The sequence below is a fragment of the Mesorhizobium zhangyense genome (assembly GCF_011045115.1).
GTDB classification, from domain to species: Bacteria; Pseudomonadota; Alphaproteobacteria; order Rhizobiales; family Rhizobiaceae; genus Mesorhizobium_M; species Mesorhizobium_M zhangyense.
Window position 1 is genome coordinate 561,285 of sequence record NZ_JAAKZG010000001.1, and the last position, 23,898, is coordinate 585,182.

The following is a 23,898-nucleotide window of genomic DNA, read 5'->3' on the forward strand; positions in this document are numbered from 1 at the left end:
CGCCTACAGCTGCAAAGCCATGCCTATCGAGGCGGGCGCCGTGGCCTCAAATCCGAACTTTTCATAGAGATGCCGCGCCGGGCCGTCAGCAATAAGGCTGACATAGGCAGTCTCGGGAGCCGTGGCGCGCAGGTGGCCGACCAGCGCCTCTATGATTTTCTTGCCGAGGCCCTTGCCCTGATGATCCGGATCAACGGCAATGTCGGTGATCTGATAGAAGCAGCCGCCATCTCCGATAATCCGCCCCATGCCAACCGTTTCGCCATTCCATATGAGGGTGACCGCATAAATCGTATTGGGCAAACCGAGAGCAGCGGCTTCAACCGTCTTTTCGCTCATTCCCGCGATGCTGCGGAGCCGTCTATAGGTTTTGATATCAGGCGTGCCGACAACCAACAGATAGTCGCCAGCTTCGGAATTGTTGTTATCCAACTGCTTTGACCGATTCTGGCTTGCCATAAATTACTTCCGCCCGCTTCTCGAACGCCTCGACGAACATGCGGAACGCACGGTCGAACATCGCACCCATCAGCGCTCCGAGAATGCGGCTCTTGAACTCGTAGTCTATGAAGAAATGAATGTCGGTGCCGGGGCCATTTTCGGGCGCGTCAAATCGCCAGATGTTGCTGAGGTAGCGGAACGGGCCGTCGAGATATTTGACGTCTATGGCATTCTCGTCCGGCTTCAGGTGAACCTGGCTGGTAAACGTCTCGCGGATCGCCTTGTAGCCGACTGTCATGTCGGCAACCAGCAGCGTGCGCCCATCGCGTTCCTTGCGTGAACGGACGCTCAGCGCTTCGCACAGCGGCAGGAATTGCGGATATTTTTCAACATCCGCAACCAGCGCAAACATCTGGTCGGGCGTGTGGCCGACGTGGCGGATGGTCTCGAATTTCGGCATTAAACAGCTTTGGCCGACTTCTTCAAATGGTCTTCACGCGCTGCCCGGAGCTTGGCGAAATCGTCGCCTGCATGGTGCGACGAGCGCGTCAGCGGGCTTGAGGCAACGAGGAGAAAACCCTTGGTCATGCCGACCGTCTCGTAGGATTTGAACTCGTCCGGCGTCACGAACTTCTTGACCGCGTGATGCTTCTTCGACGGCTGCAGATACTGGCCGATGGTCATGAAGTCGACATCGGCGCTACGCAGATCGTCCATGAGCTGAAGGACTTCGTTCCGCTCCTCGCCCAGCCCGACCATGATGCCGGACTTGGTGAAGATCGACGGATCGAGTTCCTTGACCCGCTGCAGCAAGCGGATCGAATGGAAATAGCGAGCGCCCGGGCGAACCGTCAGGTAGTTCGACGGCACCGTTTCGAGATTGTGATTGAAAACGTCCGGCTTGGCCGCGACCACGATCTCCAGCGCGCCTTCCTTGCGCAGGAAGTCCGGCGTCAGGATTTCAATGGTGGTCGCAGGCGTCGCCGCGCGGATGGCGAGGATAACGTCGGCGAAATGTTGCGCGCCGCCATCGTCGAGATCGTCGCGGTCGACCGAGGTGATGACGACATGGGTAAGGCCCATCTGCTTGACGGCCTTGGCCACGCTTTCCGGCTCGTTCGGATCGAGCGGCAGCGGACGTCCGGTTGCGACATTGCAGAAGGCGCAGGCGCGGGTGCAGATCTCGCCCATGATCATGAAAGTGGCGTGCTTCTTTTCCCAGCACTCACCGATATTGGGGCAGCCGGCCTCCTCGCACACCGTCACCAGCTTGTGCGAGCGGACGATCTCGCGCGTTTCTGCATAACCCTTGGAAACCGGCGCCTTGACGCGGATCCAGTCAGGCTTGCGCAGAACCTCCTGATCAGGCCGATGGGCCTTTTCGGGGTGCCGCACGCGCGGCGTGGTCGAAACGAGATCGAGGACGGTAACCATTTATCTTCCTAGCTCGCACGCTGCGTGCGGCCGAATATCCAGAGAATGACGATCGCGCCGACGATGGCGACGAGCAGATTGCCGAAAAAGCCGTAGTAATTGACGTTCAGCAGGCCGGCCAGCGTTCCACCGACGAAGGAGCCGGCAATGCCGACCAATATGTTGGTGAAAAAGCCGTGGTCGCGGTTCATCGTCTTTTCGGCAACATAGCCGGCAAGAAAGCCGATGATCAGCATGCCGAAGAAGCCGGTTCCCGGCATTCCCATAATTCCGTAGCCCTGTTCCATAACCGCCTCCTCGCAACCCTTGGTTCAACCCATATAAGTCAGAACAGCGCGCTGCAACAGACCCGCCAGAGACCGCCTGTTATGCGTTCAGCGCGCGGCCATAAGCGTCGAGCACGCTTTCCTTCATCATTTCCGACAGCGTCGGATGCGGGAAGATCGTATGCATCAGTTCTTCCTCTGTGGTTTCGAGGTTCATCGCAACGACGAAACCCTGGATCAGCTCGGTCACTTCCGCGCCGACCATATGCGCGCCGAGCAACTGTCCAGTCTTCTTGTCGAAGATGGTCTTCACCATGCCCTGGTCTTCGCCCAGCGCGATCGCCTTGCCGTTGGCGACGAAGGGGAAGCGGCCGACGCGGATGTCCTTGCCCTGCTCCTTGGCCTTGGCTTCGGTGAGACCGACCGAAGCAACCTGCGGGTTGCAATAGGTGCAGCCGGGGATCTTCAACTTGTCCATCGGGTGCACATTGGGCAGGCCGGCGATCTTTTCGACGCAGATCACCGCCTCGTGCTCGGCCTTATGCGCCAGCATTGGCGGGCCGGCGACGTCGCCGATGGCGTAGATGCCAGGCACATTGGTCTTGCCATAGCCATCAATGACTATGGTGCCGCGCTCAACCTTCACACCGAGCGCTTCCAGCCCGATGTTCTCGACATTGCCTTGCACGCCGACAGCCGAAATCAGCCGGTCGGCGGTGATCTTTTCGACCTTGCCGTCCTTCATCTCGACATGGGCGGTGACCGAGTTCGCACCCTTCTCAACCTTGGTCACTTTCGCCTCGAGGATGATCTTCATCCCCTGCTTCTCGAACTGCTTTTTCGCAAAAGTCGAGATTTCGGCATCCTCCACCGGCATCACCTGCGGCAGAAGCTCGACCACGGTCACCTCGACGCCCATGGTGCGGTAGAAGCTGGCGAATTCGATGCCGATCGCGCCCGAGCCCATCACCAGCAGCGACTTCGGCATTTCCGGCGGCACCATTGCCTCGAAATAGGTCCAGATCAGCTTACCGTCCGGCTCGATGCCGGGCAGCGCGCGTGGGCGGGCGCCGGTGGCGACGATGATGTGCTTGGCCGTATAGGTGCCCTCGCCCTTGGTATTCTTCGGCAAGGGCGCCTGCGGCTGCATCGGCTTCTTGGCGGTCTTGGAAACGACGATCTCGCCAGGCTTGGAAAGCTTCGCCTCGCCCCAGATCACGTCGACCTTGTTCTTCTTCATCAGGAAACCGACGCCGCCATTCATGCGCTCGGCAATGCCGCGCGAGCGGGCAACGACCGCCTTCAGGTCGGCCTCGATCTTGCCGTCGATCTTCAGGCCGTAATTTTTGGCGTGTTCTGCGAGATGCATGACCTCGGCCGAGCGCAGCAGCGCCTTGGTCGGGATGCAGCCCCAGTTAGAGCAGATGCCGGCTAAGTGTTCGCGCTCGACGATTGCTGTCTTCAAGCCAAGCTGGGCCGCGCGGATTGCCGCGATATAGCCGCCGGGGCCGGAGCCGATGATGATGACGTCATAGTTTTCGGCCATGTGTTTCCTGCCTTCTTCTATGCCACGTTTCGGGTGAGCAGCACCCATTCGTGTCTCTTGCTGTTTTCGGACAACGGCACCGCCTCGATGCGCTCGGCTTCGGCGAAGCCGTTCATGCGATATAGGTTCTGGGCCGTTTCATTGTGGCTTTCGGTGATCAGGCTGACCGGTCCACCGGCCATGTCGATTTCGCGTTCGAGCAAGGCGCGCCCGATACCCTTGCCGCGATGATGCTTGTAGACACCGAGGCTGTCGATGAACCGGTTGCCGACCACCTTGCGCTGCAACGCCAGCAGGGGCTCGATCACCGGATGCGGTGCGACGATTTCATGCACACTCTCGTCCAGATCGTAGGCGATAGATGTTCCGGCGACTTCACCGTCCCATTCGGCAAGGACGGCGCTGCGCCATGCGCCCGGCTCGTCTTCCCGCATCTTGGCGCGCCCGCGCTCCAGTGCCGTGTCTGTTGTTCCGTTGATGACAGCGCCATACCAGAGCCAGCTGGCAAAGCCGTGCGAAGCGACATCGACCAGAACCGCGAGTTCAGCGGCGTCGCGCCGTTCGGCGGGCCGAATGGCAAGACGCGCGCTCATTTAAGCTCCAGCATAACCCGCGCCACCGGCGCGATCGCCTCGCCGACCCTTCGCGTGTTTTCCGCGTCGAGATGCACGCCGTCGAGTGGCGTGGTTTCGGCAACGGAGCCGGCATCGAAAAAGCCGCAGCCAAGCTCGTCGGCGAGTGCCACATATTGCCCTGCAAGTTCGCGCGAAGCCTTGTCGCCACCGGCAAACATTTCGGCAAAGTCGGCATCTTCGGTGCGGCTGACTGATGGCGGCGAAACCAGCAGGATTTCCGGCGCTTCCGCTTCAAGCGGGTATGGATGGCCCTGCACGATCCTCACCAGCCGCGCCATGCCCTGCTTCGCCGCGATCGGATTGCCGTGGATCCAAGGCTTCATGTCATTGGAGCCGAGCATGATGATGATCAGGTCGAGCGGTGCATGGGTGCCGAGCAGGGTCGGCAGGATACGCGCGCCGTTGCGATCCTCGCCGGCCAGATGATCGTCGAACGCCGTCGTGCGGCCGTTCAGTCCTTCGGCGATGACCTTCACGCCGTCGCCGAGTGCCGCCTGCAGAACACTCGGCCAGCGATCCTCATAAGCATGACGCGAAGGACCCTCGGCATTGTAACCCCAGGTCAGTGAATCGCCGAAGCACAGGACGGTTTTCATGGACCTCAATTCTAATCTAGTGGCTCTGAGGGACGACCGCCCTGGCAATACGGGCATTTCCGTATATGGAGATCGCAGCCATTTGCACCGTAAACCTCATCACAATCGCCGCACTTTACTCGCCATATCCTTTGATTGCCGTGTGACGTTGATGGCAGACCAGTATCCTCGATCACTACTTGGTTTCGAGGGTTGCGGTCACCGGCTTTTGCCATCACACCAGCATTCCCATCGGGTTTTCGATGTGGCGCTTGAAGGCGGTCAGAAGTTCGGCCCCGAGCGCGCCATCGACGGCGCGGTGGTCGGTCGAGAGCGTCACCGACATGATGTTGGCGATCTTGATCTCGCCGTTCTTGACCACGGCCCGCTCCTCGCCTGCGCCGATCGCCAGGATGGTGGCGTGCGGCGGGTTGATGACGGCGGCAAAGTCCTTGATGCCGAACATGCCGAGATTGGAAACCGCCGTCGTGCCACCCTGGAACTCTTCCGGCTTCAGCTTGCGGTCGCGGGCGCGCTTGGCCAGGTCCTTCATCTCGTTGGAGATGACGGAGAGCGTCTTTTCGTCGGCCTTGCGCACGATCGGCGTGATCAGGCCGCCGGGGATCGACACTGCAACGCCGACATCGGCATGCTTGTGTTGGACCATGTTCTGCTCGGTCCACGACACATTCGCCGTCGGCACGTCGCGCAGGGCCAGCGCCATCGCCTTGATGATCAGGTCGTTGACCGACAGCTTGTAGGTCGGCACGTCGCCCTTCTCGGTCTTGCGCATGGGTGCGGCAGCGTTGAGCTGCGCGCGCAGCGCCAGCAGCGCGTCGAGTTCGCAATCGAGCGTCAGGTAGAAATGCGGGATCGTGGTCTTGGCCTCGACCAGACGCCGCGCGATGACTTTTCGCATGTTGTCATGCGGAACGAGTTCGTAGGTTCCCTCGGCGAACAGCTTGAGCACGGCATCGTCCGACATCGCCTTCGGCGCCGGTGCAGCCCCTGCGGGTGCAGGCGCCTTGGCTTCGGGTGTGGGTTTTGCACCGCCGCCAGCGATCGCTGCTTCCACATCCGCCTTGACCACGCGGCCATGCGGGCCGGTGCCGGCAATACCGGCGACATCGACACCGGCATCCTTGGCAATGCGGCGCGCAAGCGGCGAAGCGAAGGGTCGGTCTCCCGACGCCTCGCTCTTTGCAGCGGGCGCTGCTGCACCGTTGGTCGCGGGAACCGCCGCTTTTTGAGGTTCAGTCGCAGCGGCCTTGGGTGCCTCGGCCTTTGCCGCTTCCGGCTTTGCTTCTGCCTTCGGCGCCTCCGCCTTGGCCGGAGCGTCGCCGCCCTTGGCGGCAGCGCCAGCGTCCTCGCCTTCCGCCGCAAGCACGGCGATCAGCGCATTGACCTTCACGCCCTCGGTGCCAGCCGGAACGACCAGCTTGGCGACCGTGCCCTCATCGACGGCTTCGACTTCCATCGTTGCCTTGTCGGTCTCGATCTCGGCGATCACGTCGCCCGGCGAAACCTTATCGCCTTCCTTGACCAGCCACTTGGCGAGATTGCCCTCTTCCATCGTGGGCGAGAGGGCCGGCATGGTGATGTTGATCGGCATAGGCGTCCTCCCGCTTAGCGATACGTGACGGCTTTGACCGCCTCGACGACTTCGCCGACATTCGGCAGTGCCAGCTTCTCGAGATTGGCCGCATAAGGCATCGGCACATCCTTGCCGGCGATCGTGATCACCGGCGCGTCGAGGAAATCGAAGGCACGCTGCGAAACCTGGTTGGCGATGAAGTCGCCGACCGAGCTTTGCGGGTAGCCTTCTTCGACGACAACCAGACGGTTGGTCTTCTTGACCGAGGTGATGATCGTGTCGAGGTCGAGCGGGCGGATTGTCCTGAGATCGATGATCTCGGCATCGATACCCAAGCTGCGCAGTTCGGCTTCCGCCTTGACCGCATAGGTCATGCCGATGCCGAAGGAAACGATGGTCACATCCTTGCCGGTCTTGTGGATGCGCGCCTTGCCGATCGGGAGCACAAAATCATCGAGCTTCGGCACGTCGAAGGACTGGCCGTAGAGGATTTCGTTCTCGAGGAAGATGATCGGGTTCGGATCGCGGATCGCGGCCTTGAGCAGGCCCTTGGCGTCGGCTGCCGTATAAGGCATCACCACCTTCAGGCCCGGAATATGGCTGTACCAGGCGGCATAGTCCTGGCTGTGCTGGGCGGCGACGCGCGCTGCTGCACCGTTGGGCCCACGGAACACGATCGGCGCGCCCATCTGGCCGCCCGACATGTAAAGCGTCTTGGCGGCGGAGTTGATAATCTGGTCGATCGCCTGCATGGCGAAGTTGAAGGTCATGAACTCGACGATCGGCCTGAGGCCGGCCATTGCCGCACCGACGCCGACGCCGGCAAAGCCGTGCTCGGTGATCGGCGTATCGACGACGCGGCGCGCGCCGAATTCCTGCAGCAGACCTTGCGTGATCTTGTAGGCGCCTTGGTATTCGGCAACTTCCTCGCCCATGACGAAAACGTTCTCGTCGCGGCGCATTTCTTCCGCCATTGCATCGCGAAGCGCTTCGCGCACGGTGGTGGAAACCATCTCGGTGCCGGCCGGAATGTCCGGATCGGCAGCAACTTCAATCTTCGGCGCGGCGGCGACCGGCGCCGGCTTGGTCTCGGCGGGAGCCTCAGCAGGCATCGCTGCCTCCGCCTTCGCAGACACTTCCTCTTCACCGATGCCTTCGCCGAGCTTGTCGATGTCTTCGCCTTCGACCGCGAGGATAGCGATCGGCGTGTTCACTTTGACGCCTTCGGTGCCGGCAGGAACGAGGATCTTTCCGAGGATGCCTTCATCGACCGCTTCGACTTCCATCGTCGCCTTGTCGGTTTCGATCTCGGCAATGACATCGCCGGCGACGACCTTGTCCCCTTCGTTCTTGAGCCATTTCGAGAGATTGCCCTCTTCCATGGTCGGCGAGAGCGCGGGCATGAGAATTTCGATCGGCATGTCCAGCCCTCCCCTTAATGCGTGATGTCGGTGTAGAGCTCGGAAGCATCCGGCTCAGGATCGGTCTGCGCGAATTCGGCCGCATCGGCGACGATGTCGCGCACCTCCTTGTCGAGCGCTTTCAGGTCGTCCTCGCTTGCCCACTTCTTTTCGAGCACGCGCGCCTTCACCTGCTCGATCGGGTCATGCTCGGAGCGCATCTTCTGCACCTCCTCCTTCGACCGGTACTTTGCCGGATCGGACATGGAGTGGCCGCGATAGCGGTAGGTCTGCATCTCAAGGATGATCGGGCCCTTGCCGGAGCGGCACCATTCGGTCGCGAGATCAGCCGCAGCCTTGACCGCGCGCACATCCATGCCGTCGACCTGGATGCCGGGAATACGGAACGACGCGCCGCGCTGCGAGAAATCCGTCTCGGCCGAAGACCGGGAAACCGACGTGCCCATGGCGTAGCGGTTGTTTTCGATGATGTAGATCACCGGCAGCTTCCACAGCGAGGCCATGTTGAAGCTTTCATAGACCTGGCCCTGGTTGGCAGCGCCGTCGCCGAAATAGGTCAGCGAGACATTCTTGTTCTCGCGGTAACGGTTGGCGAAGGCCAGACCTGTCCCGAGCGACACCTGCGCACCGACGATGCCGTGCCCGCCGTAGAAATTCTTCTCCTTGGAGAACATGTGCATGGAGCCGCCCTTGCCCTTGGAGTAGCCCCCACGGCGACCGGTGAGCTCTGCCATCACACCGCGCGGCGACATATCCATGGCAAGCATGTGGGCGTGGTCGCGATAGGCGGTGATCATCTGATCGCCTTCGATCAACGCCATCTTGAGGCCGGTGACGACCGCCTCCTGACCGATATAGAGATGGCAGAAGCCGCCGATGAAGCCCATGCCGTAGAGCTGGCCGGCCTTCTCCTCGAAACGCCGCATCAGCAGCATGTCGCGGTAGGCGGCGAGTTCCTGCTCTTTATTGAAATCAACGGGCTTGGGCGCCACCGGCGCGGAATTCGACTTGCCGTCCGATTTCGATCGAACGGACGCCTTCTTGGCGGCAACAGCCATGCATCACTCCCTGGCAATGTCTCTTTTTGGACATTGAGAGGGATGTGCTTCCCCCTCGAATTGGAATGAGGCTAGCATGCAATTCAACGTTCGGCCATGCGGAAAAATGCATGGCTGGCATGCACGTAACCGACTAGAAACATTGAAGATATTGATGATTAACCGACTTACGGTTAATTCGTCTCGTCCGACGAGCGGATGATGGTTATCTCATCAGTATGGGACAGGTTCAACGCCTTGCGCGCCTGTTCGTCCAGCATATCCTTTTCGAGCGTGCCGTCATGCAGGAGCTGCACCCTGCGCTCAAGCTCGATGCGCTGCGATCTTACAGTATCCAGCTTGGCCTGCAACTCGACCGTCCGGTCCTGCAGCCGGTACTTGGAGTAGATGCCGAATTCGCCGTGATAGGCATGGAAGCCGAAATAGGACAGGAACAGCACCGCAAGGGCCGGCACGATGAGCCGGCCGGTTTTTCTTTCTTTGTGCTGACGTGTCCACATGGCGTAGATTCCTTCTGCCGCTATCTCGCGCCATCATGCTTAATGTCCGGTTACGAGGTCGAAAAAATCAGTTCCCCGGAACAGAAAAAGGCGAGGATCGCTCCCCGCCTTTCCGTGAAAACCAAGCAATGGAAACGAGCCAATCAGCCCTTCAGGATCGAGCGCCCTGCAAAGCGCGCCTGCGTGCCGAGCTCTTCCTCGATGCGGATGAGTTGGTTGTACTTCGCCGTACGGTCCGAGCGCGCCAGCGAGCCGGTCTTGATCTGCCCGCAATTGGTGGCGACGGCGAGATCGGCAATGGTCGAATCTTCCGTCTCGCCCGAGCGGTGCGACATGACTGCGGTGTAGGCAGCCTTATGCGCGGTCTCGACCGCATCAAGCGTCTCGGTCAGCGTGCCGATCTGGTTGACCTTGACCAGGATCGAGTTTGCGACACCCATGCGGATACCGTCACGCAGGCGGGCCGAGTTGGTGACGAACAGATCGTCGCCGACGAGTTGAACCTTCTTGCCGCAAAGATCGGTGAGGTACTTCCAGCCTTCCCAGTCGTCTTCGGCCATGCCGTCCTCGATCGAGATGATCGGATAGTCGCCGGCGAGCTTGGCCAGATATTTTGCCTGCGTCTTGGGATCTCGGCTCTTCTTCTCGCCTTCATAGACGTAAGCGCCGTCCTTGAAGAATTCTGTCGCGGCGCAGTCCAGTGCGAGGGCGACGTCCTCACCGGGCTTGAAGCCGGCCTTTTCGATCGACTCCATGATGAAGTCGAGTGCGGCCGGCGCGCTCTTCAGGTTCGGCGCGAAACCGCCCTCGTCGCCGACATTGGTGTTGTGGCCGGCATCCTTCAGGCGCTTCTTCAGCGTGTGGAAAATTTCCGAGCCCCAGCGCACGGCATCGCGGAAGGTCGGCGCGCCGACCGGCATGATCATGAATTCCTGGAAATCGATCGGGTTGTCGGCATGGGCGCCGCCATTGATGATGTTCATCATCGGCACCGGCAGGACGCGGGCGTTCGTACCGCCGACATAGCGGTAGAGCGGCAGGCTTGAAGATTCGGCAGCAGCCTTGGCGATGGCCAGCGACACGCCGAGGATGGCGTTGGCGCCGAGACGCGCCTTGTTCGGCGTGCCGTCGAGGTCGATCATGATCTGGTCGATGCCTGCCTGATGCTCGGCCTCCAGGCCGCCGACGGCCTCGAAGAGCTCGCCGTTCACGGCCTCCACGGCGCGCTCGACGCCCTTGCCGAGATAGCGCGCGCCACCGTCGCGCAGCTCGACTGCTTCATGCGCGCCCGTCGAGGCGCCCGAGGGAACCGCAGCGCGGCCCATCGAGCCGTCTTCCAGCACCACGTCCACTTCCACGGTCGGATTGCCGCGGCTGTCCAGAATTTCACGGCCGATGATGTCTACGATTGCGGTCATAGGGAGGGTTCCTCGGTGCTGGAGGGTTGGGTCGGGCCTCTCTTAGCGGAAGCCCGACAAAAGGCAATCAGAAGGCTGGCCTCAGGCCTTGGCGATCCGGTCGAACGCCATCAATCTTTCCAACAATGCCGGCAGGTCCTTGAGCGGTATCATGTTGGGGCCGTCCGACGAGGTTGAATTGTCCGGGTCCTGATGCGTCTCGATGAACACGCCCGCAACACCGACCGCGACCGCTGCACGGGCCAGCGTCTCGACAAAGCGGCGCTCGCCGCCCGATGTTGCGCCCTGCCCGCCCGGCTGCTGTACGGAGTGGGTTGCATCAAAGATCACCGGCGCGCCGATCTCGGCCATGATCGGCAGCGCGCGCATGTCGGAGACGAGCGTGTTGTAGCCGAAGGAAGCGCCGCGCTCGGTGACCAGCACATTGGCATTGCCCGAACCGGTGACCTTGGCCACCACGTTCTTCATGTCCCAGGGCGCGAGGAACTGCCCCTTCTTCACATTCACCACCTTGCCCGTATTGGCAGCGGCAATGAGAAGATCGGTCTGGCGTGACAGGAACGCAGGGATCTGCAGCACATCGACATGCGGCGCGACGATCCGGCATTGTTCTTCGGAGTGCACGTCGGTCAGCACCGGCAGGCCGAACTCCTTGCGCAAATCGTCGAACACCGGCAGCGCCGCGTCCAGCCCCGCCCCGCGCGTCGAGGACAGCGAAGTGCGATTGGCCTTGTCATAGCTCGTCTTGTAGACGAGGCCGATGCCGAGCTTCGTCGTCAGCTCCTTGAGTGCGCCAGCCATGTCGAAGGCATGCTGGCGCGATTCGAGCTGGCACGGCCCGGCAATCAAAGCGAGCGGTGCGTTGTTGCCGAAAACGGCATTGCCGACGGTGACGGTCGAATTCGGCGCGGTCATGAGAACTCCTCGAAAGCTAAAATGGCGCCCTGCCCGGCGGCTGGCGTTACGATCAGGCGGCTGCCGCGCCTGTGATAATCCACGGTGTCGGCGATGAACAGCGCTTCCGTCTTCGCCAGGTCTTTTACGCTGAAGACGATCGCGGCGAGCTGCAGGCTGGATGCGGGCGGGATATCGACACCGAAAGCGGCCTTGAGGCCGGCAGAGTCGGTGAGCGCGATGGTGGCGTTCGGCAATTCGAACTGAACGCTTTGACTGCTGGCGAGACCGGCTTCAGCTCCGGCTACGACGTTGAAAAAGCCACCATAAGCTGTCGGATCGGCGCTGACTGCCACGACGCCGACAATGCGCCTTGCACCATTGGCATGGGCCTGCAGCGCAGAGCGGTCGACCTTCGGCGCGTTGACCAGCTCACAGGTGAAGAAAAATGTATCCGGCATGTCTGCCTCGGCGGCGAAGGCAAGCCGGAACGAGGCGGTCTCGGCCTTGCCCGAAGCATCGACGAAAGGCCGCGAGAAATCGAGTCTCGGGCCCGCTGAAACGGCGGCGCGAACAAAAACCGCGTTGTCCGCATCGGCGTCTTCGGTGCCGAACACCAGCGCCGAAAATCCCTCTTCGCCGTTGCGTTCGCGAAACAGGCGGTCGCGTTCGACGAAGACATTTTGCGCCGTGATCGCTTCATCGACCTTACCGGCATCGCCGATCGCCAGCGGCTCCAGAAACGTGCCGTCCGAAAAATAGACGCAGGCGTTTTCGGTGCCGAAAGGATGGATGCCGACGGGTGCGACCGTAAAGCCAAGCGCAGCGAGCCGCTCACGCGCGACGCCGAGATCGGCTGTCGGCAGGACGAGATGGTCAAGCGGACGCGCTTTTGCGGAAATGCTCATCGCGCCGCCATGTGCCCGAAAACCGCCGGCGGTTCAAGCTTTGGGTTTGTTTTGCATTTCGCTCTTCCAGTTCCGGTCTTTGATGATTGGCGAAGGCAGCCCTGACGTCCGGAAACCGGAAACCCGAGCGAAGCGCAGGTTATCCGGGACCGATTGGTCTGAAACCGGAGCTCAGGTTATCCGGGACCTGTTCCGCATCATCGTCGGGCACGGACCGATCCTGAGGCTGTTGCAGTCTGCACCGCCGAAGCGCTTTTGCGTTTCGGCATGGATTCCCGACACTCTCCGCTCGTTCCTCGCTCACGAGGTCGAGAATGACGAATTGCATTTGGGCTTGTCGCTAATCCCAAGCGTTGGCGGTTTCGCGTTGACGGTTTGCGAAGGCGACCAATAACAAGCTCGTCATCCTCGGGTCGCAGCACGAGCGAAGCGAAGGGCGAGGGTCGCTCTTGCGACGGGGATCCATGCCGGAACATCGATGAAGCCGCTGCGGTGCAGAACTGCCGAACCTGAAGCTCGCGAATTGGGGGAAAGATTTCCACCCAATTTCCCGCCAATCCATTGTTTTCCCTCACCCCACACATTTTTTCACGCCCGATCTATCCACACCCCAAAACACCGCCTGCATAATCCCCCCATCGCTCCTACGGGACCGGGTCTGGAACCGGGATCAAGGGGGAGTGGCGGTGACCTCCCGCCCTGGTGTGGTAGCCAGGGACCCGAGGGCCCGACACAGGCCGGCGTCCTGCGGCCGCATGCCCTGGCTGGAAGCTGCAAGTGAAAACCTGTGGCGAAAAGATCAAGGGCAGATCGCGCAGGATGCGGAGAACCCGCGGCGTCTTGTCCATGGAATGTACATGGAGCGGGCGTTGTGACCGGCCGATTTCGGGACAGATACCGAGCGGGGCGCGGAAGCTGCGCCACGTACTACATATTAGGAAGGCACGGCCAAGCGCCCCGCTTCCCAAGTTCTTTGACAATGGTCAGACGGTGAAAACCGGGCGTGGCGATGATGAAGCGCGCCACAGTATTCTCCCCCCTTGAGGGGGAGATGGCTGCAAAGCAGCCAGAGGGGGTCGCTGCGGCAGCGCTCGGCACAAAAAGAACGTCGAGCACTGCCGCGGCGACCCCACCCGGCCCTACGGGCCACCCTCCCCTCAAGGGGGAGGGAGACGCCGACTCACCCAAATCCACAAGGCCAAATTCATGACCACCGAAGACAACAATCATCGTTCGCGTTGAATATCTTTCGCCCAAAAGCCGGCCAATGAATTGATTGCCGCTTCCCCTGCGGAAGGCCTAACCTGTCCAGTTAACGTCCGGGGGCGGGCGTTAACTGAGAGGGGAATTTCAACATGACCATAAAAGGCGCATCGCCCGATTTATACAATGAGGATCTTGCCCCGGCAAAGGTCCGAAACTGGGGACCGTTTTCGATCTTCAACGTCTGGACGTCGGACGTTCACAGCCTGTGGGGCTATTATCTCGCCGCCAGCCTGTTTCTGTTCTGCGGCGGCTTCGTCAACTTCATCATCGCCATCGGCATCGGCTCGCTGATCATCTACGTGCTGATGAACATGATCGGCTATGCCGGCATGAAGACCGGCGTGCCCTACCCGGTTCTGGCTCGTGCTTCCTTCGGCATATGGGGCGCCAACGTCCCTGCAATTGTGCGGGCTATCGTCGCCTGCTTCTGGTATGGCGCACAGACGGCAGCCGCTTCCGGCGCAATCGTGGCGCTGCTGATCCGCAACGAAAGCATGCTTTCCTTTCACCAGAACAGCCACATGCTCGGCCATTCAACGCTGGAGGTCATCTGCTTCGTCATCATCTGGGCGCTGCAACTGCTGATCATTCAACGCGGCATGGAGACGGTGCGCCGCTTCCAGGATTGGGCCGGACCGGCTGTGTGGGTCATGATGCTGATCCTCGCCATATATCTCTGCGTAAAGGCCGGCACTTTCGCCATCACCAGCGATATTCCGATGGATGTGCTTCTGGAAAAAACCAAGGACGCAGGCGTGCCCGGCGTTCCCGGTTCGTGGACATCACTGTTTGCAGTGGCGGCGATCTGGGTGACCTACTTCTCGGCACTCTATCTCAACTTCTGCGACTTCGCCCGCTATTCGCCGGACAAGGCTTCGTTGCGGAAGGGCAATATCTGGGGCCTGCCGATCAACCTGATCCTGTTCTCGCTGGTTGCCGGCGTCACCACCATCGCCGCCTATGACGTCTACGGCGAAGTGCTGCTGCATCCCGACCAGATTTCGGCCAAGTTCGACAGCTGGTTCCTCGCGATGCTCGCTGCGCTGACCTTTGCGGTAGCGACCCTCGGCATCAATGTGGTGGCAAACTTCGTCTCGCCGGCCTTCGACTTTTCCAACGTCTTCCCGCGTCAGATCGACTTCAAGAAGGGCGGCTATATCGCGGCGCTGATCGCACTGGTGCTCTACCCGTTCGCACCGTGGGAAGGCAACGCGGCGACCTTCGTCAACATCATCGGCGCGACGATGGGTCCGATCTTCGGCGTCATGATGGTCGACTATTACCTGATCCGTAAAAGCGAAGTCGACGTGGAGGCGCTTTACCGCGAGAATGGTGAATTCCGCTTCCAGAGCGGCTGGCACGTCAACGCCTTCATAGCGGCCGGCATCGGCGCGCTGTTCTCGTCGATCCTGCCGAACTTCACCAACTGGCTGCCGTCATGGTGGGGCGTCTATGGCTGGTTCTTCGGCGTGGCGATCGCCGGCGTGATCTATTACGTGCTGCGCTCGGCAGCAGTCAGCGCCGGCGCGAAGACGGCGAAGGCGTAAGTCGCCTTTCCTTCTCCCCTTGTGGGAGAAGGTGCCTGAACGAAGTGAAGGCGGATGAGGGGTGTTGGACGGAGCGCTAAGCTGGAACACCCCTCATCCGACCTCCCCTTCGCAAGCTCAGGGTCGGCCACCTTCTCCCACAAGGGGAGAAGGAAGAGCTGCAGTTAGACCAGCCGCGACTGCTCCACCGCCGCTTCGATGAAGCTCGCAAATAGCGGATGCGGCTCCAGCGGGCGGCTCTTCAGTTCAGGGTGATACTGGACGCCGATGAACCAGGGATGGTCGGGATATTCGACCGTCTCGGGCAGCACACCATCGGGCGACATGCCGGCGAAAACCAGGCCGCAATCCTCCAGCCGCTCCTTGTAGTCGACATTGACCTCATAGCGGTGGCGGTGGCGCTCCGAAATATCGGTGCTGCCGTAAATTTCGGCGATCTTCGACCCCTCGCCGAGTTTCGCCTCATAAGCGCCGAGCCGCATCGTGCCGCCTAGATCGCCCGTCTCGCGGCGCTTTTCCAGCATGTTGCCGCGCAGCCATTCGGTCATCAGGCCGACCACCGGTTCATCGGTAGGACCAAACTCCGTCGAGGAGGCATGTTCGACGCCGGCCAGCGAGCGCGCCGCCTCGATACAGGCCATCTGCATGCCGAAGCAGATGCCGAAATACGGGACCTTGCGCTCGCGAGCGAATTTCGCTGCAAGGATCTTGCCTTCGGAGCCACGCTCGCCGAAACCGCCCGGCACCAGAATGCCGTGGACCTTTTCGAGCCAGGGCGACGGGTCTTCCTTCTCGAAGATTTCCGATTCGATCCAGTCGAGTTTTACGCGAACATTGTTCGCGAGGCCGCCATGCGACAGCGCTTCGATCAGCGATTTGTAGGCGTCCTTGAGGCCGGTATATTTGCCGACGATGGCGATGGTGACCTCGCCTTCGGGATTGTGAATAAGGTTCGATACGTTTTCCCACGGGTCGAGGCGCGGCTTGGGCGCCGGGTCGATTCCGAAAGCGGCCAGCACTTCCGAATCGAGGCCTTCCTTGTGATAGGCCAGCGGCACATCGTAGATGTGGCCGACATCGAGCGCCTGGATGACGGCGGATTCGCGGACATTGCAGAACAGCGACAGTTTTCTGCGCTCTTCCTTGGGAATATCACGATCGGCACGCACCAGCAGGATGTCAGGCGCGATGCCGATGGAGCGCAGCTCCTTGACCGAATGCTGCGTCGGCTTGGTCTTCAGCTCGCCGGCGGTCGGGATGTAGGGCATCAACGTCAGATGGACGTAGACCGCATTGTTGCGCGGCAGGTCGTTGCCGAGCTGGCGGATGGCTTCCAGAAACGGCATCGCCTCAATGTCGCCGACGGTGCCGCCGATCTCGCACAGGACAAAATCATAGTCCTCATTGCCGCCGATAATGAAATTCTTGATCTCGTCGGTGACGTGCGGAATCACCTGCACGGTCGCGCCGAGATAGTCGCCGCGGCGTTCGCGTTCGATGATGTTCTTGTAAATGCGACCCGTCGTGATGTTGTCGCTCTGGTTGGCCGAGCGGCCGGTGAAGCGCTCGTAGTGGCCGAGATCGAGATCGGTCTCGGCGCCATCGTCGGTCACGAAGACTTCGCCGTGCTGGTAAGGCGACATCGTGCCGGGATCGACATTCAGGTAAGGGTCGAGTTTTCGGATGCGCACGCGATAGCCGCGTGCTTGCAAAAGGGCTCCAAGAGCCGCTGCTGCAATGCCTTTTCCGAGCGAGGAAACCACGCCGCCAGTGATGAATACATATCGCGCCATGGGAGTCATCGCTTAACGTTACAGGATTGATTCCGCCAGAAGAAAATACGCAACGCGTGCGTTTTCCCGGCTTGGTTTATATGGGTTCTTATCCGCCCAAACAAAAAGGGCCGGCTGGGCCGGCCCTTTTTGCCGTAAAATCAGAGTTTTACAGGACGACTACATCCGTACCCATCTTGACCCGGCGATAGAGGTCCATGACGTGGTCGTTGACCATGCGGAAGCAGCCGTTCGACGAATTGGTGCCGATGGTCTGCGGCTGGTTGGTGCCGTGGATGCGGATATGGGTGTCGCTCTTGCCCTGGTAGAGATAGATCGCACGTGCGCCGAGCGGGTTTTCGGGGCCGCCGGGCATACCGTCCTTGTACTGGCCGTATTTCTTCGGCTCGCGCTTCTGCATGTCGAGCGTCGGGATCCAGCGCGGCCATTCCTGCTTGTCGCCGACTTTCGCGGTGCCCTTGAACTCAAGCCCTTCGCGGCCGACCGCGATCGCATAGCGGCGGGCAGTGGAGGACGATTCCATGAGATAGAGATAGCGGGCACGGGTATCGATGACGATGGTGCCGCGCGGGTAGCCCGAGAACTCGACCGACTGCGGCTCGAAGTCCGACTTCACCTTGAATTTCTTGTTGGCCTGCTTCTGCTCCAGCACCGCGTCAAGCGCGCGGGTCTGCGGCAGCATGTTCGGCGAGGATGGGTCGCCGCCGAACAGAACGGAGAGGAAGCCGCCCTGCGGACGATCCTGTGCTTCGCTGCGCAATTCACCGTTGTTGCCGGTCATCGTGATCGCAGAGGGATCGGCGAGCGGCACTGCCGCAACGGTCTGCACTTTGCCTTTCGCGCCTGCAAGCTTCCGATCTTCCTTGGCCTTGACCTTGGCATCGGCGACCGCCTTCTGCTGCTTGGCCTTTTCCTTGGCGGTAAGCTTCTTTTTCTTGTCGTTCTTGTCGACTTTCTGATCTTTGGTATCCGCCTCGACGGCCTTGCTCTTGAGCGGGAAAAGGTAAGTCTTGGCCGGAGTGGTTTCGGCATAGGCCGGAGCGGACACGCCAATGGCGGCGCAGAGGCCCAGTAGAATAAGGCTGCGAATAAGCATGATTGCGATCCCGAAATAAATGCACGTCGGCACCGCATGGTTTATGCGATGCGAATGCCGACATTGCCGCTGCGGGATTTATAAGCAATTAACGCTGAAAATCACAAGGAGGGCTTGCTTCACGAAGCCGCGATTCTTAGCCGAAGAATCACCATTTGCGGCGAGTGTGTTCAAACAACAACAGGTTGCAGCCCGAAACGCGAAAAGCCCCTACTCCTAATGACTTAGCCCCGCCGGTAAGGGCGGGGCTAAGTCACGAAGTAGATCATAAGAAGATTACTGGTTCGGAACCTGAGGCGTTGCCGGCTGAGCCGGTGCCGTCGCCGGCGGCGTAGCCGCATCGCTGCCCGACGGAGGCGTGGTCACTGGGGCGGGCGTCGTGGCCGGCGGGGTGCTCGGAGCGCCGCCAAGCTGGTCGAGGACGCCACCACCGCTGCCGGTGCCGCCATTGTTGTTCGTGCCACCCTGCGTGGTCGGCACGCGGTCGAGAATGTCGATCGGGCGCTCGCCGTAACGGGCGATGATGGAAAGGATCAGCGACGTCGCGAAGAATGCCGCCGCCAGAATGGCCGTGGCGCGCGTCAGCGCGTTGGCGGCACCGCGTGCGGTCATGAAGCCCGAGCCGCCGCCAATGCCAAGGCCGCCGCCCTCGGAGCGCTGCAGAAGCACGACGCCGACAAGCGCGAGAACGACCATGAGATGGATGACGATGATTACGGTTTCCATGGATTTCCTGGCAAATTCTGGTTCGAGCGCCAAACGGCCCGTTATTTGGAGCGGCTCAATACAATGCTTTTGCAGCATTTCCAAGCCCGCGCCCGAATATGGGGCGCAAAGCGAGGTTTACAAACGCATTTTTCGGCAAAAGGTCACATCGCCTGGTAGGCTTCGGCTATGCCGAGGAAATCGGCAGCCTTCAGGCTGGCGCCGCCGACCAGTGCGCCATCGACATTGTCGATGGCGAGCAATTCGACCGCATTCGAAGGCTTCACCGACCCGCCGTAAAGTATGCGCATCTTGCCGGCGTCCGCGCCCAGCCGTTCAAGCAGGCGAGCGCGAATATGGGCATGGGCCTCGGCAACATCGGCCACCGTCGGCGTCAACCCGGTGCCGATGGCCCAGACAGGCTCGTAAGCGATCACAGCGTTGGCCGGCGTTGCGCTGGCAGGAACCGAACCCTCGATCTGCCGCGACAATATGTCGAGGGTAGCACCGCTTTCACGTTCCGCGCGCGTTTCGCCGATGCAGATGACGGCGACGAGCCCTGCCCGCCAGGCCGCTTCGGCCTTGGCGCGGACGGCCGCGTCGTCTTCGCCATGGTCGGTACGCCGTTCGGAATGGCCAACAATCACATGGCTAGCGCCTGCGTCCTTGAGCATTTCAGCCGAAACGTCGCCGGTATGGGCACCGCTTTCCTTGGCGTGACAATCCTCGCCGCCGATGCGCACCGGGGTACTGGCTGCGATTTCCGCGGCCCGAAAAACAAGCGTCGCAGGCACGCAGACCAGCGCTTCCGTGTCGGCATCGAGCCCATGCATGAAACCGTGGGTGATGGCGCGAAGTTCGTTCAGCGAGGCACTGGTTCCGTTCATCTTCCAGTTGCCTGCGACCAGCGGACGAATTCCTGGTGTCATTGCTCTTCCCATCTTTATTGTAACGGCGACCCGCGCCCTCCCTACCAAAATCAGGCCACAAAGCAATCGACAGTGAGGCTGAAGGACGCTATTGCCCTTCGTTCAGACACTAAACACGCCTAAATACGCCAAGACCGGAACCGATCATGCTCAATAGCTTGCGAAATGCCGCTGGAACCTGGGTTGCGAAGCTTCTGCTTCTTATGCTGGTTGTCAGCTTTGCCGTCTGGGGCATTTCCGGGGAAATGATGAGTGGCGGTGGCGGCAACAAGGTGCTGACCGCCGGCGGCACATCGGTCTCCGTCAACGAATACCGTCTTGCCTATGACCGGCAGATCAATGCGCTGTCGCAGCAGTTCGGCCAGCGCATCACCCGCGAACAGGCAACTGCATTCGGCATAGACAATCAGGTCCTGGCGCAGCTCGTTGCCGGTGCTGTGCTGGACGAACAGGCCCGCAAGATGGGCCTCGGCTTGTCGAAGGATCGGCTCGCGGCCCTTACCGCCGAGGATACGGCCTTCCAGGGACCGGACGGCCGCTTCAACCGCCAGCAATTCGACTATGTGCTGCGACAGGTCGGCATGCGTCCGGACGACTATTTCGCTTCGCGAGGCCAGGTGGCGATCCGCCAGCAGATCGTCGAGGCGGTGTCCGACGGCATGAAAGCACCGGATACGTTCCTGCGCGCTTACGCGCTCTACCAGGGCGAGGATCGCACCGTCGATTATCTGACGTTGCCCAAATCGCTGGTCGAGCCGATCGCCTCGCCGGCGCAGGATGTGCTGGCGAAATGGTTCGAGGAAAACAAGAAGACCTATGCGGCGCCCGAATACCGCAAGATTTCCTATGTGAAAATGGAACCGGCCGACATTGCCGACGAAGCGTCGGTGGGCGACGATCAAATTCGCGAGGACTATGAGAAGAACAAGGCGCGCTACACCACGCCGGAAACCCGGACCATCGAGCAACTGGTCTTCAAGACGCCCGAAGCGGCGAACGCAGCACTTGATTCGATCAAGGGCGGCGCAACCTTCGACAAGGTCGTGACAGCTGAGGGAAAGACGCAGGCCGACACGCTTCTCGGCACCGTCGCCAAGGACCGGATTGCCGACAAGGCCGTGGCGGATGCCGCCTTCGCGCTCGGCGCCAACGAGGTGAGCCCGGTCGTGCAGGGTGCATTCGGCCCCGTGCTTTTGCGCGTCACCGAAATCAAGCCTGCCGTGGAGAAGCCGCTCGCCGAACTGTCTGCCGTAATTCGCAAGAACCTGGCGCTGACGGAAGCCAGCCGCGTTCTGATCCAGACGCACGACGCTTATGAGGATGCCCGCGCTAATGGCGAATCGATGAAGGAAGCCGCCGACAAGCTGAAGCTCAAGGTCGTGACCATCGACGCTATCGACCGTGCTGCCCTGCGTCCGGATGGTTCGATCGTCAACACACTGCCCCAGTCGCGCGAACTGATTCAGGCCGTATTCCAGGCTGACGCCGGCATCGAGAACCCGCCCGTGACCATCGGCTCGAGCGGCTACGTCTTCTACGAGGCCGAAAGCGTCACCGCAGCCCGCGATCGCACGCTGGATGAGGTGCGCGAAAAGGCCGTTGCCGACTGGACGAAGCAGGAAACGGCGACACGGCTCGCCGCCAAGGGCGCGGAACTTCAAAAACGCATCAAGGACGGCACCTCACTGGACACGCTGGCAAGCGAACTGTCGCAGGAAAAGCAGACCAAGCGCGGATTGAAGCGCGAGGCGGACGACGCTGATTTCGGCAAGCCGGGCGTCGCTGCAGCCTTTGGCGTAGGCGAAAACGGCGTCGGCGTGTTCCCGGCTCCGGCCGGGGATGCACAGATCCTGTTCAGGGTTGCCGAGGTGTTCGAGCCTGCCGGCGCAGGCGCCGACACCGTGCCCGAGGATGCGCGCAAGCAGTTTGCAGCTGGCATGTCCGACGATCTTCTGGACCAGTTGGTGGCGCGGTTGCAGACGCAGTATACCGTCGAGATCAACCGAAACGCCGTCACCCAGGCACTCGCCTTCTGACGATGACCACGCTCAAACCGCATCTCGCCAAGGTCGCCACGGGAGCGGCCCTGACTTTCGAGGAGGCCAAGGAAGCCTTCGACATCATCATGTCGGGCGAAGCCACGCCCGGCCAGATCGGTGCTTTCCTGATGGCACTGCGCGTGCGCGGCGAGACCGTCGATGAAATCTCCGGCGCTGTTGCAACGATGCGCGCAAAGATGCTGCGGGTCGATGCGCCCGCTGGATCCGTCGACATCGTCGGCACCGGCGGGGACGGCTCGCACAGCGTCAATATCTCGACCGCCTCGGCCTTCGTCATCGCCGGTTGCGGCGTGCCAGTGGCCAAGCATGGCAATCGTGGCCTGTCCTCGCAGACGGGCGCGGCCGATGTGCTTATCGCGCTCGGCGTGAAGATCGACCTGACGCCCGAGGCGATCGGCGACTGCATTCGCGAAGCCGGCGTCGGCTTCATGTTCGCGCCGGCGCATCATCCCGCGATGCGCCATGTCGGACCGACGCGCGTCGAACTCGGCACCCGCACGATCTTCAATATCCTTGGCCCTCTCTCCAACCCGGCCGGCGTCACCCGCCAGATGGTCGGCGTGTTTTCACCCGAATGGGTGCAACCGGTTGCCGAGACGCTGAAGGCGCTTGGTGGCGAGCATGTCTGGGTGGTCCATGGCGACGGCTATGACGAGATAACCACGACCGGCGAAACGCATGTGTCCGAACTTGCCGGTGGCGCTTTGACGAGTTTCGTTTTGACGCCTGAGCAATTCGGTCTCAAGCGGCACAGCAAGGACGATCTGCGCGGCGGCGACGCGGCCTTCAACGCCAAGGCGCTGCGCGATATGCTGTCGGGTGCGCCCGGTGCTTACCGTGATACGGTGCTGATGAATGCCGGTGCAGGACTGGTGATTGCCGGAAAGGCCGCGACGCTTGCCGACGGCGTGAAAGCTGCCGCGGCGGCGATCGACAATGGCCGCGCGCTCGGCGTCCTCGACGCGCTGGTAAAAGTTTCGAACGGATAGAGCGATGGCCGATATTCTGACCCGGATCGAGGCCTACAAGCGCGACGAGATCGCCGCCGCCAAGGCCCGCACACCGCTGGCCGAACTCAGGGCCCGCGCCCGCGACGCCGATGCGCCGCGCGGTTTTCACGCCGCCTTGCAAGCAAAGCGCGATGCCGGCGACTTCGCGCTGATCGCCGAGATCAAGAAGGCGAGCCCTTCCAAGGGATTGATTCGTCCGGATTTCGATCCGCCGGCGCTGGCGCAGGCTTACGAAGAAGGAGGTGCAGCCTGCCTTTCGGTGCTGACCGACACGCCGTCGTTTCAGGGCGCACCTGAATTCCTGACCAAAGCGCGCGCTACCTGCAAACTGCCGGCCCTGCGCAAGGATTTCATGTTCGAACCCTATCAGGTCTATGAAGCGCGCGCCTGGGGCGCGGATGCCATTCTGATCATCATGGCGAGCCTGACCGACGACGATGCCAAGGCGCTGGAGGATGCAGCCTTCGAACTGGGCATGGACGTACTCATCGAGGTGCATGACGAGGCAGAGACGGAACGGGCACTGAAACTGTCCTCGCGGCTGATCGGCATCAACAACCGCAACCTGCGCACCTTCGAGACAAGTCTCGAAACCTCCGAGCGGCTTTCGTCGCTTGTGCCCGACGACCGCCTGCTGGTCGGCGAAAGTGGCATCTTCACCCATGAGGATTGCCGGCGGCTGGAGCACTTCGGCATCGGCACATTCCTGGTCGGCGAGAGCCTGATGCGGCAGCAGGACGTGGCGGCGGCAACGCGGACGCTGCTGACTGGTGCTCCCGCTCATGCGGCGAACGGCTAGGCC

Annotated in this window: 22 protein-coding genes; 4 read left to right on the forward strand and 18 right to left on the reverse strand. The window is 61.3% G+C overall.

From position 1 onward, the window contains the following. Positions 1 to 3: 3 nt before the first annotated feature. From G6N74_RS02775 to G6N74_RS02840, 14 genes are all read right to left on the reverse strand, one after another. Entirely contained in the window at positions 4 to 459 is a 456-nt protein-coding gene (locus G6N74_RS02775; RefSeq protein ID WP_165114010.1) for a GNAT family N-acetyltransferase, read from the reverse strand. After that, positions 425 to 901, reverse strand: coding sequence for a type II toxin-antitoxin system RatA family toxin (locus G6N74_RS02780; RefSeq protein WP_165114012.1), 477 nt, complete (start codon positions 899 to 901; stop codon positions 425 to 427). Before G6N74_RS02780 ends, G6N74_RS02775 begins: the two co-directional genes overlap by 35 nt. Continuing rightward, complete coding sequence (gene lipA / locus G6N74_RS02785; protein WP_165114014.1) at positions 901 to 1,875, reverse strand: lipoyl synthase; 975 nt, start codon at positions 1,873 to 1,875, stop codon at positions 901 to 903. Before lipA ends, G6N74_RS02780 begins: the two co-directional genes overlap by 1 nt. 8 nt (positions 1,876 to 1,883) lie before the next feature. Further along, complete coding sequence (locus tag G6N74_RS02790) at positions 1,884 to 2,162, reverse strand: GlsB/YeaQ/YmgE family stress response membrane protein (RefSeq protein WP_165114017.1); 279 nt, start codon at positions 2,160 to 2,162, stop codon at positions 1,884 to 1,886. 79 nt (positions 2,163 to 2,241) lie between these two features. Continuing rightward, positions 2,242 to 3,687, reverse strand: a complete 1,446-nt coding sequence (lpdA, locus tag G6N74_RS02795) for a dihydrolipoyl dehydrogenase (RefSeq protein ID WP_165114020.1) — start codon at positions 3,685 to 3,687, stop codon at positions 2,242 to 2,244. A gap of 17 nt (positions 3,688 to 3,704) precedes the next feature. Beyond that, the gene (locus G6N74_RS02800) at positions 3,705 to 4,280 is read right to left on the reverse strand and encodes a GNAT family N-acetyltransferase (RefSeq protein ID WP_165114023.1); all 576 of its coding nucleotides are present in this window, start codon (positions 4,278 to 4,280) and stop codon (positions 3,705 to 3,707) included. Continuing rightward, entirely contained in the window at positions 4,277 to 4,918 is a 642-nt protein-coding gene (locus G6N74_RS02805) for an SGNH/GDSL hydrolase family protein (RefSeq protein WP_165114026.1), read from the reverse strand. Before G6N74_RS02805 ends, G6N74_RS02800 begins: the two co-directional genes overlap by 4 nt. A 214-nt stretch (positions 4,919 to 5,132) precedes the next feature. Then, positions 5,133 to 6,509, reverse strand: a complete 1,377-nt coding sequence (locus G6N74_RS02810; protein ID WP_165114029.1) for a pyruvate dehydrogenase complex dihydrolipoamide acetyltransferase — start codon at positions 6,507 to 6,509, stop codon at positions 5,133 to 5,135. A 14-nt stretch (positions 6,510 to 6,523) separates the two neighbouring features. Then, positions 6,524 to 7,912, reverse strand: a complete 1,389-nt coding sequence (locus G6N74_RS02815) for a pyruvate dehydrogenase complex E1 component subunit beta (protein WP_165114031.1) — start codon at positions 7,910 to 7,912, stop codon at positions 6,524 to 6,526. Positions 7,913 to 7,926: 14 nt separating this feature from the next. Beyond that, positions 7,927 to 8,970, reverse strand: coding sequence for a pyruvate dehydrogenase (acetyl-transferring) E1 component subunit alpha (gene pdhA / locus G6N74_RS02820; RefSeq protein ID WP_165114033.1), 1,044 nt, complete (start codon positions 8,968 to 8,970; stop codon positions 7,927 to 7,929). A gap of 173 nt (positions 8,971 to 9,143) precedes the next feature. Next, positions 9,144 to 9,470, reverse strand: coding sequence for an FtsB family cell division protein (locus tag G6N74_RS02825; protein ID WP_165114036.1), 327 nt, complete (start codon positions 9,468 to 9,470; stop codon positions 9,144 to 9,146). Between the two features lie 143 nt (positions 9,471 to 9,613). Then, on the reverse strand, positions 9,614 to 10,888 hold the full coding sequence (eno, locus tag G6N74_RS02830) for a phosphopyruvate hydratase (protein WP_165114039.1): 1,275 nt from the start codon (positions 10,886 to 10,888) through the stop codon (positions 9,614 to 9,616). An 81-nt stretch (positions 10,889 to 10,969) separates the two neighbouring features. Then, the gene (gene kdsA / locus G6N74_RS02835; RefSeq protein WP_165114041.1) at positions 10,970 to 11,803 is read right to left on the reverse strand and encodes a 3-deoxy-8-phosphooctulonate synthase; all 834 of its coding nucleotides are present in this window, start codon (positions 11,801 to 11,803) and stop codon (positions 10,970 to 10,972) included. Further along, positions 11,800 to 12,690, reverse strand: a complete 891-nt coding sequence (locus G6N74_RS02840) for a VOC family protein (RefSeq protein ID WP_165114043.1) — start codon at positions 12,688 to 12,690, stop codon at positions 11,800 to 11,802. The genes kdsA and G6N74_RS02840 overlap by 4 nt, the downstream gene beginning before the upstream one ends. 1,355 nt (positions 12,691 to 14,045) lie before the next feature. Between G6N74_RS02840 and G6N74_RS02845 the strand changes: the two genes are divergently transcribed. After that, the gene (locus G6N74_RS02845) at positions 14,046 to 15,503 is read left to right on the forward strand and encodes an NCS1 family nucleobase:cation symporter-1 (RefSeq protein ID WP_165114045.1); all 1,458 of its coding nucleotides are present in this window, start codon (positions 14,046 to 14,048) and stop codon (positions 15,501 to 15,503) included. 164 nt (positions 15,504 to 15,667) lie between these two features. Here the strand turns inward: G6N74_RS02845 and pyrG are convergent, their stop codons facing one another. From pyrG to tpiA, 4 genes are all read right to left on the reverse strand, one after another. Next, entirely contained in the window at positions 15,668 to 17,305 is a 1,638-nt protein-coding gene (gene pyrG, locus G6N74_RS02850; RefSeq protein WP_281353932.1) for a CTP synthase, read from the reverse strand. 139 nt (positions 17,306 to 17,444) lie between these two features. Next, positions 17,445 to 18,392, reverse strand: coding sequence for a L,D-transpeptidase (locus G6N74_RS02855; RefSeq protein WP_165114049.1), 948 nt, complete (start codon positions 18,390 to 18,392; stop codon positions 17,445 to 17,447). Between the two features lie 276 nt (positions 18,393 to 18,668). Beyond that, a complete protein-coding gene (secG, locus tag G6N74_RS02860; RefSeq protein ID WP_165114051.1) occupies positions 18,669 to 19,118 on the reverse strand; it encodes a preprotein translocase subunit SecG in 450 nt (149 codons plus the stop codon). Positions 19,119 to 19,261: 143 nt separating this feature from the next. Then, entirely contained in the window at positions 19,262 to 20,026 is a 765-nt protein-coding gene (tpiA, locus tag G6N74_RS02865) for a triose-phosphate isomerase (RefSeq protein ID WP_165114053.1), read from the reverse strand. A 146-nt stretch (positions 20,027 to 20,172) separates the two neighbouring features. Between tpiA and G6N74_RS02870 the strand changes: the two genes are divergently transcribed. Genes G6N74_RS02870 through trpC form a run of 3 tightly spaced genes read left to right on the forward strand, consistent with a single transcriptional unit; the run spans position 20,173 to position 23,895 of the window. Further along, positions 20,173 to 22,062 carry a peptidylprolyl isomerase gene (locus G6N74_RS02870; protein WP_165114055.1) on the forward strand — a complete coding sequence of 630 codons (1,890 nt, stop codon included), beginning with the start codon at positions 20,173 to 20,175 and terminating at the stop codon, positions 22,060 to 22,062. 2 nt (positions 22,063 to 22,064) lie between these two features. Next, positions 22,065 to 23,075 (forward strand): anthranilate phosphoribosyltransferase, encoded by a 1,011-nt coding sequence (gene trpD, locus G6N74_RS02875; protein ID WP_165114058.1) that lies wholly within the window; start codon positions 22,065 to 22,067, stop codon positions 23,073 to 23,075. 4 nt (positions 23,076 to 23,079) lie between these two features. After that, complete coding sequence (gene trpC / locus G6N74_RS02880) at positions 23,080 to 23,895, forward strand: indole-3-glycerol phosphate synthase TrpC (protein ID WP_165114060.1); 816 nt, start codon at positions 23,080 to 23,082, stop codon at positions 23,893 to 23,895. The last annotated feature ends 3 nt before the right edge of the window (positions 23,896 to 23,898 follow it).